Genomic DNA, 12,322 nt, shown 5'->3' on the forward strand with positions numbered 1-12,322 from the left:
GCGAGGTCAGCCGGATCTGCAAAGACCTCGACACCGAGGTCGCGGCCTTCCGGGACCGGCCGTTGGGTGATCAGCGCTTTCCGTATGTCTTCCTCGACGCCACCTACTGCAAGGCCCGGGTGAATCATCGGGTGGTGTCGCAGGCGGTGGTCATCGCCACCGGGGTGGCCGCTGACGGGCGCCGCGAGGTACTGGGCTTTGAGGTCGGAGACTCCGAGGACGGGGCGTTCTGGACCGCGTTTTTGCGGTCGTTGAAATCCCGCGGTCTGGCCGGAGTCCAACTGGTCATCTCCGATGCCCATGCCGGACTGCGCAGTGCCATTGACGCCGTGCTGATCGGGGCCGCCTGGCAGCGGTGTCGAGTGCACTTCCTGCGCAACGTGCTCGCCCAAGTGCCCAAGGGCTCCGCAGAGATGGTCGCCGCCGCGATCCGCACCGTCTTCGCCCAGCCAGACGCCGAGCACGTGCGCGAACAACTCGACACCATCGCCGGCATGCTCGGCCGCCAGTTCCCCAAGGTCGAAACCATGTTGCGCGAGGGCGCCGCCGACATCACCGCCTTCGCCGACTTCCCGGTGGCCCACTGGAAAAGATCTGGTCAACCAACCCACTATCCGTTAACCGCTCTCCGGGACACGGTTCGGGCTGCAGCGTGAGGTTCACGCACAAGCGCTGAGCACGGATGGATGCTGTCTGCATCTCGGTGGGGGAAGGCGGAGCGGCGATGCGGGTACTCAAGAGCGACAGCGGATATGTCCTGGAGGGCGACTGGGACGGGCAGGACGCGGTGAACGCGTTTCTCAACCATTTGGCGGGACGGGGTTCAGCGCGGCCACGGTGCGGCCTACGCATTCGACGTCGCCAATTTGAGCGGTTCCTCGTCCAGCAAGCGGTCGGGCTCGCCGCGGTCGATGCGCCGTTGGTGTTCGACTGGATCGACTGGCAAGGCGTCCGCCGAACGGACCAGCCACACGGCGGTCACCGCTCGTCGACCCGCCGGCAGCTTCGACGGTGAACCGCCGGGTCGCGGCAGTGCGCGCGTTATTCGAGTATCTGGTGATGACCGGTGTCTGCACCGACAATCCGGTGCCGTCGCCGCGGCGGGACAGGGCTGCGCCAGTCGCAGCGGGGTTGCTCGGTCATCTGGGTCCCGGCGTGCACGCAGTGGCGGTAGGTTGGTGCGTCAGCCGCAGCGTCTTCCGGAATCGTTGTCCACCAACGATGTCGACGCGTTCCTGGCGACACTGGCAACGCACGGACACCGGCGATGGTGCTGGTGATGCTACTCGGAGGCTGCGTTCGGCCGAGGCGCGTGGCCTGCTGCTCGCCGACGTCGATATGGCCCGGCGCCGGCTTCGGGTGATCGGCAAGGCGGCAAGGAACGTCATGTCCCGGTCGATGCGGCGTTCTTCACCGAGCTCGCCGCCTACCTGCGATGGAGCGGCCGCCGTTGGCGACGCCGCAGTGCTTCGTAGTGCTGCGCGGCCCGACGACCGGTGCACCGGTCAGCGAGGCCGGGCTGCGCAGCCTGTTCCGTCGGCACCGGGAGACCTCTGGCGCCACAAGAGTCCGCCCGCACCGTTTACGGCATACCTACGGCACCGAATTGTCGGCGGCCGGAATCGATCTGCTGGCGTTGCGGGCGTTGATGGGGCATGTCTCGCCGGAGACCACGGCCCGCTACGTGCATTTGTCGATCGAGCAGCTCGCCGCCGAATACGGTGCTGCTCGTGCGACGTTGGCCGGAGCCCGGCAGTGACCACGGTGTTGGTCGGCCAACCCGTAGGCGCCGACGAGGTGGTGGCGGATTATCTCGACCACGTCGCCACCCTGGGTTTGAGCGGGCGGGCGGTACGCGACCGGATTCGGATCGCTCGCGACTTCACCGCACGCCACCGCGACCTGCACGCCTGGATGACGCTGCCGGCAGCCGAGCGGATCGCCGAGATACGGGACACCGGGGCGTGGCCGCTGATCTGTCACACGATCGGCACCGGCCGGTTACGGCTGGACGTCGAGCTGGCCGCGGTCAAACAGTTGACCGGGCTGGGCCGCGCAGTGGAGGACCGGGATCCGAGCGGATTCGCCGCGTTGCGGAATGCGGGAATTCGGTTGGGCTGGAGGAGTTCCTGGGTCGAGACGGTCCTCGGCGAATGTCTGGCGGTAGTGCTGGCACACCACGGCGGAATGGTCGCCGACCTGACCGGCGACGCGCTCGACGACTTCGACGCCGCGCTGTCACGTACCGTGGTGCCGCCATCGTCGCGGCGGGCATACAGGGGGCGGCTGGCCAGCCTGCGGCAGCTGTTGTTCGAGACCGCGGTCATCGACACCGCGCCGAAACGCCGGCGGTGGGCCCGTAGCCTCGAGCAGCGCTTCACCGAGGTGGAGATGCCCGACCCGATCCGTCAGACGTTGCTGCGCTACATCGGCGTGCGCGCGGCGGTGCTGCGGCCCAAATCGGTCGAGTCGCTGATCAACGACCTGCTGCCCTTCGCCGAATACCTCACCGCTCACCATCCCGACGTCATCAGCCTGCGTGAACTCGACCGGAGCTGCATCGAGGGCTACCTGAAATGGAATCGCACCCGGGGCTGGCGTGGTCAGCGCGCCGCCGCGGGCGCCGGGCGCACCGTCTCGGCCGCGGTGGCCCAGTCGGCAGTGCTCAGTCTGCGCAACCTGCTCGACGACATCACCGCCTGGGGCTGGGCGCAGGCCCCACCACGGCGGTTGGTATTCGCCGCCGACGTCCCCAAACTCGACCAGCCGTTGCCACGCGCGCTAGCACCCGATGTGGACGCGGCAGTGATGAACGCCGTTGCCCACCTGCAGGATCCGTTCGCCCGCATCGGCCTGACCGTGCTGCGTGGTGCCGGCCTGCGGGCGGGGGAACTGCTCGACCTCGAACTGGGCAGCATCATCGACTACGGACCGGCCGGAACCTGGCTGAAGGTGCCACTGGGCAAGCTCGCCACCGAACGCATGGTCCCGCTCTCCGCCGCGACCCTCGCCGCGCTCGACGAGTGGGTCGCCCTCCGCGGCACGCACCGGCCGCTGCCGCACCCACGCACCGGCGTGCTCACCGACTTTCTGTTCACCCGGCACGGACGCCGCCTGGGCTACACCCGGCTGCGCAACGGGCTGCTCACCGCCGCTGAATCCGCCGGGTTGCACCGTCCCGACGGCGGCGTCCTGATGGTCACTCCACATCAGTTGCGCCACACCTGGGCCACCGAACTCGCCAACGCCGGGATGAGTCTGCAGGCCTTGATGTCCTTACTCGGGCACGTCACTCCACAAATGACGATCCGCTACGCCACCCTGGCCTCGCCCACCCTGCGCGCGGCCTACGACGAAGCGATGGGCAAGATGCGCCGCCAGTTCACCCTCACCCCGGTCGGCAAACCGATCCTGCCCGACAAGGTCGGCTGGCTGCACAGTGAAATGCTGAAAACCCGCGTTGCACACGGATACTGCGCTCGCCACGAATCCGCGGGCGCGTGCCCTTATGCCAACATCTGCGAAACCTGCGACAACTACGTCACCGCCCCCGAATTCCGCGACACGCTCACCGACCAACTCGCCGACGTCCAGGCCCTCAGAACCGACGCCGAGTGCCGCGGCTGGACCGACGAAGCCGCCCGCCACGACCGCGTCGCCCACGCCCTTACCGACCACCTCCAGCGCCTCGATCGATGAACATCCCACCCCGACGGGTTGACCCGCCCCCGAGGGCCGGATAATGGAGCGATTGAACAAGGAAATCAAACGCCGCACCGACGTCGTCGGCGTGTTCCCCAACCCCGCCGCGCTGTTACGGCTGGCCGGCTCGGTACTCGTTGAGGCCCACGACGAATGGCAGGTCGCCGACAAGCGCTACCTCTCCGAGACCAGCCTCGCTCTGCTCGACGTCAGTGACCAAAGTGCCGAAACCATTGCCCCCACAGCCGCTCTCACGGCATAGTGGCTACCACAGAGCCACACGCGGACACGCGACCGCTCTTACACCACTCCACGGGACGTGACCGATTTTCGCGGCAAACCCGCAGCAGGCGTGCAGGGTTGCGCGTGACATCGGCCCGGCGGCGACAATCATCGGCGAACACTCGGCTCAATGCCGGCTCAGCGTCAGCGTTCCTTTCGTTTGCAACACTTTGCTGGCGGTGATTTTCTCGGTCCTGCGTGCCTCACGTTCGAGGTAGCGCTGCTTGGATTCCTCGAATTTCTCCGACGCATCCTGCAGCTCCTTGACCAGCAGGCCGAGATCGTCGCGCATTCGGGCGGCCTCGCCGGTAAAGTCTTCGCGTTCGAAGATGCGCCATTTCTTGAGCACCGGCATGACCACCTCGTCGAGATGGATCCGTGGGTCATACACACCGCCGACGGCGATGATCACCGCCTTGCGCCGAAACTCCGGCACCGTGAATCCGGGCATCTTGAAATTGCGCAGAATCCGGTGCACCGACTTCATCGCTTGATTCGGTGCGATATCCAGGCCCGCGGCGCTGACGTCCCGGTAGAAGATCATGTGCAGGTTTTCGTCGTGCGACACCCTGGCCATCAACTGCTCGGCGATCGCGTCGTTGCACACTTTGCCGGTGTTGCGGTGCGAGACGCGGGTGGCCAATTCCTGGAATGAGACATACATGACCGAGTCGAACAGGCTCTCGGCGAACATGTCGCCCTGCTGATTCTGGCCGGGGCTGAAGCCCCGGGTCATTTGCTCGAGCCGCAGCAACTCCAATTCCACCGGGTCCACCGATCGAGTGACCACGAGGTAATCGCGCAGCGCGGTGCTGTGCCTGGCCTCCTCCGCGGTCCAGCGGTTCACCCACTGGCCCCACGGGCCGTCCATGCCGAAATTCATGGCGATTTCGCGGTGATACGACGGCAGATTGTCTTCGGTCAGCAGGTTTTGGACGATGGCCACCTGCGCGACGTCGGGCAGCCGGGTCTGGCCGGGCTCCCAATCCTGCCCGCCGCGGGTGTGGAAATTCTTGCCGTCCGACCAGGGCACGTAGTCGTGCGGGTTCCACTCCTTGAACTTCGCCAGGTGCCGGTTGAGCAGCCCCTCCACCACCGGCTCGAGTTCATGCAGCAGCTGCAGGTTAGTCAGGTCCTTGGGCACGGAACCCTCCCGGTTGTCCATCGCGGTCGGCAGCCCGCATGTATCTGTGTCATGCGGTTACATGAAGATGACACGCGGCGGAGGCGACCACCTAGGGCCGAAAGTCCCTTAGCGCCGAACCGTGACCCGGCACACGCCAGGCAGCGGCAGCCCCGGGAAGCTATTGGCGCGCAATGAGATACGGCGCGAGGGTGGACAGCTTCTCGCAGGTCTCCTCGAATTCGCGCTCGGGCGTCGACTCTTCGATGATGCCGGCGCCGGCCCGCAGCCAGGTCTTGCCGTCATGCTCGTAGGCCGCGCGCAACGTCAACGCCGCGTCCAGCGCGCCGTCGGCCGAAACCATCACCACCGCACCCGAATACAGCCCGCGTGGTCCCTCGTCGAGACGCAGGATCGCCTCCACTCCGCCCGCTTTCGGGATGCCCGAGGCGGTGACGGCGGGGAACAGCGCTTCCAGCGCGTCCATCCGGTCGTTGGACGTGCCCAGCCGCCCGCTGACCGTGGAGCCGAGATGCTGGACGCTGCCCCGTTCCCGGACCGTCATGAAGTCGGTGACCACGGCGGTGCCGGGCTCGGCGATCTCGGCCATCTCCTGCAGCGAGCTTCGCACCGAAATCGCGTGCTCGACAATCTCTTTGGAGTTCGACTCCAGGTCGTCACGGGCCTGGCGGTCGTGCAGGGCGCCGCGGCCGAACGCGCGGGTGCCCGCCAGCGGTTCGGTCACCACGACGCCGTCGTGACGCACGGCCGCAACCAGTTCCGGGCTGTAGCCCACCGCGCGAATCCCGCCAAGCCGCAGCAGAAACGACCGCACCGGGGTGTTGTGCCGACGGGCCAGCCGGTAGGTGGAGGGGAAGTCCAGCGCGAAAGGCACTTGGAGACAACGGGAAAGAATCACCTTGTGATAGCGGCCGGCAGCGATCTCCGCGACGGCCGAGGCCACCCGATCGCGATAGTTCGACGGGTCGGTGACGACGTCGACCGCCGAGGCGTCGCGCAGCCCCGGCACCCCGTCGCCGAGCACGCCCAGCACGTCGTCGCGCCGGCCGGTCGACGTCCCGAACAGCTGGATCGCCTCGCGGGTCACCACGACGCGTCCGTTCGGCCAGAACACCCGGGCCAGCGCGGTGCCCGGCGCCAGTCGCTGCTGCAGCCCGTAGCGATAGACGCCGAACTCGAAGGCGATCCAGCCGAAAAGCTGGTCGGTCTCCAGCAGCAGCCGATCGATGGCCTCACCGAGCACCGGCCCCGGCCGGCCCGACCAGTGTTGGCGCTGGGTCACGCCGTCGCGGATCACCCGCAGCTCGTCGCTGTCCAGCTCGATCATGGCGCGCACCCCGGTGGCCAGCACCCATTCACCGCCGCGCTCGTAGAGCAAATACTCTTCCCCGGCACGCTCGGAGAGCACCACGGCCAGCTCGGCGGCCAGGTCCGCCGGGTCGATGTGCACCGGAAGGGGAATCGACGGCGACTCAGAGCCGGCGGAAGTTGTCTCGACGCTGACCTCGGTCACGGTTAGTAAATGTAGCCTAACCTATGTAGCTTTGCGCAACCGATCTCGTCAGCCCGATTCCCGGAAGGGCGGTGATCGTCGTCGCAACGTTTTCCCGCCGTTTACGTGGCGGCCACACACGGTGCGCATCCGGCGGCCACACTCATCCCGGGGTGGTCACCGCCCGTCGGTTCGGAGCAGCCACCGGCCGTGGCCTACAGTCCGGACCTGGCTTCTATTGACTGCACAGTAAATCCACAGCACCTTCACACCAAATGCACGGCGGCGGCGAACCGGCCAATCCGCCCCGATTCCGCCCGGAAATCCGGCCCTGAGCAGCGCTTATGCCGCCCGAAAGGATTCCGTTAAATCTTCCTCACCCGCCGTGTCGTCGAGTGGCGAGGCCAGGGCGGCGGGGATAGGTTCGTCACGGTCGTCGGGACGTTTCGTGGCTGCTCGGCTCGCGGACGGTGCTTCCCCACGATCACGGCTCTGATCAACGGAGGCATCGATGCTGCAAGAGTTCTGGCACAACTTCACCCACAACCTCTTCAAGCCGCTACTGCTGTTCTTCTACTTCGGTTTCCTGATCCCGATTCTCAAGGTGCGGTTCGAATTCCCCTACGTGATCTATCAGGGGTTGACGATGTATCTGCTGCTGGCCATCGGCTGGCACGGCGGCGAGGAACTCGCCCAGGTCAGCGCGTCGAGCGTCGGGGCGATCGTGGGCTTCATGGTGCTCGGGTTCGTGCTGAACTGCGCCATCGGCGGGCTGGCCTACCTGGGGCTGAGCCGGCTGAAATCGCTGCGCAAGGTGGACCGCGCCACCATCGCCGGCTACTACGGGTCGGACTCGGCGGGCACCTTCGCCACCTGCGTGGCGGTCCTGGCGGCGGTGAACATCGCCTTCAACGCCTACATGCCGGTGATGCTGGCCGTGATGGAGATTCCCGGCTGCCTGGTGGCGCTGTACTTCGTGGCGCGACTGCGCCACCGGGGCATGGACTCCGCCGGGTACATGCCCGACGAGGCGGGCTACACGCCGCCGGTCCGGGTCGGGGTCGGTCCCGGCACCGCCGCGCGTCCGCCGCACGGCCAGAGCCTGCAGACCCAGGAGGAGGCGGCCATCGAGCAGGAGCTGGAACTGTCGCTGGAAAAGCTGGAGCATCCGGAGTGGCAGACCGACCCGGGCCCGCTGCGCGGCAAGGGCACAAGGGCGCCGATCTTCTCCCGGGAGCTGTTCCAGGAGGTCTTCCTCAACCCCGGCCTGGTCCTGCTGATGGGCGGCATCATCATCGGCCTGGTCAGCGGGCTGCAAGGCCAGAAGGTCGTCGCCGACGACGACAAGTTCTTCGTGATCGCCTTCCAGGGCGTGCTGTGTCTGTTCCTGCTCGAGATGGGGATGACGGCGTCGCGCAAGTTGAAGGACCTTCGCTCCGCCGGCTGGGGTTTCATCGTCTTCGGCCTGGTGGCCCCGAATGTCTTTGCGACACTGGGCATTTTCGTCGCCTGCAGCTACGCCTCGCTGACCCACACCGACTTCAAGACCGGGACCTACGTGCTGTTCGCGGTGCTTTGCGGTGCGGCGTCCTACATCGCCGTGCCCGCGGTGCAACGCCTGGCGATCCCCGAGGCGAGCCCGACGCTGCCGCTGGCCGCCTCGCTGGGCCTGACGTTCTCCTACAACGTCACGGTGGGGATCCCGCTCTACATCGAGATCGCCCGCCTCGTCGAGCGCTGGTACGGGGTCTGACCGGCGTCACCCCAACAGCGTGCGCACCACGCCGTCGGCCAGCAGCCGCCCGCGCGGCGTGAGCACCAGCCGGTCGCCGTCGCGCACCAACAACCCGTCGGCCACCACGCCCTGGACGCGTTCGCGTTCCGCGGGATTCAACAGATCCACCGGAAGCCCTTGGCGCAGGCGGATTTTCAGTAGCACGTCTTCGGTGTGCAAGGCCTCGGAGCCGAGCTGCTCGAATCCGGCCACCGGCAGCGCCGCGGCGTTGAGCCGTTCGGCATAGGCGTTGGGGTGCTTGACATTCCACCAGCGCGTCGTGCCGACGTAGCCGTGGGCACCGGGACCCGCGCCCCACCACTGACCGCCGTCCCAGTAGCCGAGGTTGTGCCGGCACTGCCCGCCCGGGCGCGACCAGTTGGAGACTTCGTACCAGGACAGACCCGCCTGCGACAGCCGCGCGTCGACCAATTCGTAACGGTGCGCCAGCACGTCGTCGTCGGGCGCCGCCAGCTCACCGCGGCGCACCCTCCGGGCCAGCGCCGTGCCTTCCTCGACCACCAGCGCATAGGCGGACACGTGGTCCACACCGGTTTCGATCGCGGTGTCGAGCGACCACAGCAGGTCCTCGTCGGACTCCCCCGGCGTCCCGTAGATGAGATCGAGGCTGACGTGCTCGAACCCGGCGGCCAGCGCCTCGCGGGCGGCGTCCGCCGACCGGTTCGGCGTGTGAATGCGGTCCAGCACACCCAGCACCCGCGGCGCCACCGACTGCATCCCCAGCGACACCCGGGTGTAACCGGCCGCCCGGATGGCGTCGAAGAACTCCGGCCACGTCGACTCGGGGTTGGCCTCGGTGGTGATCTCCGCGTCGGGCGCCAGGGCGAAGTGCTCGCGCACCATGTCCAGCAGCAGCGCCAGCCGCGCGCCCCCCAGCAGCGAGGGCGTCCCGCCCCCGACGAACACGGTGTTCACCGGTGGTGGCCGCAGCCGCGCGGCGGCCAGTTCCAGTTCCGTGCGCAGCGCCCCCAGCCACGCGTCGGGATTGACCCCGCCCAGCTCGGCGGGTGTGTAGGTGTTGAAATCGCAGTAGCCGCAACGGGTTACGCAAAACGGCACGTGCACATAGAGGCCGAACGGGCGCCCGTCGACCACCCGCACGTCGGGCAGCTCGACCGTTTGCTCGCGAATGGCCATGCCACATGATCCCACGGCGAACGGGCGGCCCGGGCGGTACGGCGAGCCCGCTGCGGCCCGGGTTTTAAATCACCGTGAGCCAAGATTTGACCTGCTCGCACGGCCCGTCGGCGTCCGTGGCACAATGGTTGGCGTGACTGTCGCCCAACCCAGCCCGCACGTGGTGCTCGTGGCGCGACGGCACATCGATCTCAAGCGCGTCTGCAGCTGTATCTGTCTGCCTTGACGTGGTAGACCCAGCCCCCCGCGTCTCCAGCCGGCTGACGGTTCCATGCCGCCCAACAGTGTCGGTGAACTGTGCTGGCCGCGCTGGCGATCTTTTTCCGAGGAGAACGTCCGATGACCACCGCCCGACCCGCGAAGGCCCGTAACGAGGGCCAGTGGGCACTGGGGAATCGTGAGCCGCTGAACCCGAACGAGGAAATGAAACAGGCCGGCGCGCCGCTGGCAGTTCGGGAGCGGATCGAGACCATCTACGCCAAAAACGGCTTCGACAGCATCGACAAGAGCGACCTGCGCGGCCGTTTCCGCTGGTGGGGCCTGTACACCCAGCGCGAGCAGGGCTACGACGGCAGCTGGACCGGCGACGAGAACATCGAAAAGCTCGAGGCCAGGTACTTCATGATGCGGGTGCGCTGCGACGGCGGCGCCATCTCCGCGGCCGCGCTGCGCACGCTGGGCCAGATTTCGGTGGACTTCGCCCGCGACACCGCCGACATCACCGACCGCGAGAACATCCAGTACCACTGGATCGAGGTGGAAAACGTCCCGAGATCTGGCGTCGGCTTGACGCGGTGGGGTTGCGCACCACCGAGGCCTGCGGCGACTGCCCGCGGGTGATCCTGGGGTCGCCGCTGGCGGGTGAGTCGCTCGAGGAGGTCATCGACCCGAGCTGGGCGATCGCCGAGATCGCCCGCCGCTACATCGGTCAGCCCGAATTCGCCGACCTGCCCCGCAAGTACAAGACCGCGATCTCGGGGTTGCAGGACGTCGCCCACGAGGTCAACGACGTCGCGTTCATCGGCGTCAACCATCCCGAGCACGGTCCCGGCCTGGACCTGTGGGTCGGCGGCGGGCTGTCGACCAACCCGATGCTGGCCCAACGGGTCGGCGCCTGGGTTCCGCTGCACGAGGTGCCCGAGGTGTGGGCGGCGGTCACCTCGGTGTTCCGCGACTACGGGTACCGCCGGCTGCGCTCCAAGGCGCGGCTGAAGTTCCTGGTCAAGGACTGGGGCATCGAGAAGTTCCGCGAAGTTCTCGAAACCGAATATCTCAAGCGTCCGCTGATCGACGGTCCGGCCCCCGAGCCGGTCGCGCATCCGATCGATCACGTGGGGGTGCAACGGCTCAAGAACGGGCTCAACGCGGTGGGAGTCGCCCCGATCGCCGGGCGGGTGTCGGGCACCATCCTGCTGGCGGTGGCCGACCTGGCGCAGCAAGCGGGTTGCGACCGGATCCGGTTCACTCCCTATCAGAAGCTGGTGCTGCTCGACATCCCCGACGACAAGCTCGACGAGGTGGTGGCCGGGCTGGAAGCCCTCGGCCTGCAATCGCAACCGTCGCATTGGCGTCGTAACCTGATGGCCTGCAGCGGAATTGAGTTCTGCAAGCTGTCTTTCGCCGAAACACGGGTGCGGGCACAGGGTTTGGTGCCCGAGCTGGAGCGCCGCCTCGCCGATGTCAACCGGCAGCTCGACGTGCCGATCACCATCAACCTCAACGGCTGCCCCAACTCGTGTGCCCGCATCCAGGTCGCCGACATCGGCCTCAAAGGCCAGATGGTCGACGACGGAGAGGGCGGCTCGGTCGAGGGATTCCAGGTGCACCTGGGCGGCAGCTTGGGCCAGGACAGCGGCTTCGGCCGAAAACTGCGCCAGCACAAGGTCACCAGCGACGAGCTCGGCGACTACATCGAGCGGGTGGCACGCAACTTCTTGAAATATCGCGGCGAAGGTGAACGTTTCGCCCAGTGGGCCATGAGGGCAGACGAGGACGATTTGCGATGACCGAACGAACGACCAAACTTCCAGAGGCCGAACTGCGTGAACTAGCCGCCCGCGGCGCCGCCGAGCTCGAAGGCGCCAGCGCCAGCGACGTGTTGCGTTGGACCGACGAAACATTCGGCGGCGTCAACGGGCCACGCGGATGGGCCACCTGCAACTACGTGGTGGCCTCGAGCATGCAGGAAGCGGTGTTGATCGACCTGGCCGCCAAGGTCCGCCCCGGTGTGCCGGTGGTCTTCCTGGACACCGGCTACCACTTCGCCGAGACCATCGGGACCCGGGATGCGATCGAATCCGTCTACGACATCCGGGTGCTCAACGTCACTCCCGAGCACAGCGTCGCCGAGCAGGACAAACTGCTGGGCAAGGACCTGTTCGCGCGCGACCCCGGCGAATGCTGCCGGCTGCGCAAGGTCGCCCCGCTGGGCAAGACGCTGCGCGGATACTCGGCCTGGGTGACCGGCCTGCGCCGCTCGGAGGCCGCGACACGGGCCAACGCGCCGGTGATCGGCTTCGACGAGGGCTTCAAGCTGGTCAAGGTCAACCCCATGGCCACCTGGACCGACGAGGACGTGCAGAACTACATCGACGAGCACAACGTGCTGGTCAATCCGCTTATCTACGAAGGCTATTCGTCGATCGGCTGCGCCCCCTGCACGGCCAAGCCGCTGGCCGGCGCCGACCCGCGCAGCGGGCGCTGGCAGGGCCTGGCCAAGACGGAATGCGGGCTGCACGCCTCGTAAAGCCTTCGGCGCCAACCTGTTTGG

At 67.3% G+C, this 12,322-nt stretch carries 8 protein-coding genes and 3 pseudogenes; 8 read left to right on the plus strand and 3 right to left on the minus strand.

The window, feature by feature from the left end; genetic code table 11:
• The 5 genes and pseudogenes from NF20_RS20120 to NF20_RS20135 all read left to right on the plus strand — a co-directional run.
• Positions 1–613 (plus strand): annotated as a pseudogene (locus tag NF20_RS20120) (IS256-like element IS1245 family transposase); the annotation flags it as partial.
• A 69-nt stretch (positions 614–682) separates the two neighbouring features.
• A complete protein-coding gene (locus NF20_RS28435; RefSeq protein WP_255343484.1) occupies positions 683–1,015 on the plus strand; it encodes a hypothetical protein in 333 nt (110 codons plus the stop codon).
• A 420-nt stretch (positions 1,016–1,435) separates the two neighbouring features.
• Positions 1,436–1,759, plus strand: a complete 324-nt coding sequence (locus tag NF20_RS28440) for a site-specific integrase (protein ID WP_255343485.1) — start codon at positions 1,436–1,438, stop codon at positions 1,757–1,759.
• Positions 1,756–3,699, plus strand: coding sequence for a tyrosine-type recombinase/integrase (locus NF20_RS20130; protein ID WP_007172497.1), 1,944 nt, complete (start codon positions 1,756–1,758; stop codon positions 3,697–3,699). The genes NF20_RS28440 and NF20_RS20130 overlap by 4 nt, the downstream gene beginning before the upstream one ends.
• Before the next feature lie 43 nt (positions 3,700–3,742).
• Positions 3,743–3,964: pseudogene (locus NF20_RS20135) on the plus strand (transposase); the annotation flags it as partial.
• A gap of 147 nt (positions 3,965–4,111) precedes the next feature.
• On the opposite strand, the gene NF20_RS20140 reads toward NF20_RS20135, so the two are convergent.
• Together NF20_RS20140 and NF20_RS20145 are read right to left on the minus strand one after the other, a co-directional pair.
• Entirely contained in the window at positions 4,112–5,128 is a 1,017-nt protein-coding gene (locus NF20_RS20140) for an acyl-ACP desaturase (protein WP_011724336.1), read from the minus strand.
• 160 nt (positions 5,129–5,288) lie between these two features.
• Entirely contained in the window at positions 5,289–6,641 is a 1,353-nt protein-coding gene (locus NF20_RS20145; protein ID WP_011724335.1) for a salicylate synthase, read from the minus strand.
• A 490-nt stretch (positions 6,642–7,131) separates the two neighbouring features.
• Here NF20_RS20145 and NF20_RS20150 point away from each other — a divergent pair, with 490 nt between their 5' ends.
• Positions 7,132–8,373, plus strand: coding sequence for a sodium-dependent bicarbonate transport family permease (locus NF20_RS20150; RefSeq protein WP_009976063.1), 1,242 nt, complete (start codon positions 7,132–7,134; stop codon positions 8,371–8,373).
• 6 nt (positions 8,374–8,379) lie between these two features.
• Here NF20_RS20150 and hemW read toward each other — a convergent pair whose 3' ends face one another.
• Positions 8,380–9,552, minus strand: a complete 1,173-nt coding sequence (gene hemW / locus NF20_RS20155; RefSeq protein ID WP_009976062.1) for a radical SAM family heme chaperone HemW — start codon at positions 9,550–9,552, stop codon at positions 8,380–8,382.
• A gap of 339 nt (positions 9,553–9,891) precedes the next feature.
• On the opposite strand from hemW, the pseudogene NF20_RS20160 reads away from it, so the two are divergent.
• Positions 9,892–11,558: pseudogene (locus NF20_RS20160) on the plus strand (nitrite/sulfite reductase).
• A complete protein-coding gene (locus NF20_RS20165; protein ID WP_003875922.1) occupies positions 11,555–12,298 on the plus strand; it encodes a phosphoadenylyl-sulfate reductase in 744 nt (247 codons plus the stop codon). The pseudogene NF20_RS20160 and the gene NF20_RS20165 overlap by 4 nt, the downstream one beginning before the upstream one ends.
• Positions 12,299–12,322: the final 24 nt, after the last annotated feature.

Origin of the sequence: Mycobacterium sp. MAC_080597_8934 (assembly GCF_000523975.1) — a bacterium.
Classification (GTDB): Bacteria; Actinomycetota; Actinomycetes; order Mycobacteriales; family Mycobacteriaceae; genus Mycobacterium; species Mycobacterium avium.

Excerpts from the sequence above, each read along its gene's own strand:
- NF20_RS20165 (WP_003875922.1), top strand. The coding sequence starts at position 11,555 with ATGACCGAACGAACGACCAAACTTCCAGAGGCCGAACTGCGTGAACTA.
- NF20_RS20150 (WP_009976063.1), top strand. The coding sequence starts at position 7,132 with ATGCTGCAAGAGTTCTGGCACAACTTCACCCACAACCTCTTCAAGCCG.
- hemW (WP_009976062.1), bottom strand. The coding sequence starts at position 9,552 with ATGGCCATTCGCGAGCAAACGGTCGAGCTGCCCGACGTGCGGGTGGTC.
- NF20_RS28435 (WP_255343484.1), top strand. The coding sequence starts at position 683 with ATGGATGCTGTCTGCATCTCGGTGGGGGAAGGCGGAGCGGCGATGCGG.
- NF20_RS28440 (WP_255343485.1), top strand. The coding sequence starts at position 1,436 with ATGGAGCGGCCGCCGTTGGCGACGCCGCAGTGCTTCGTAGTGCTGCGC.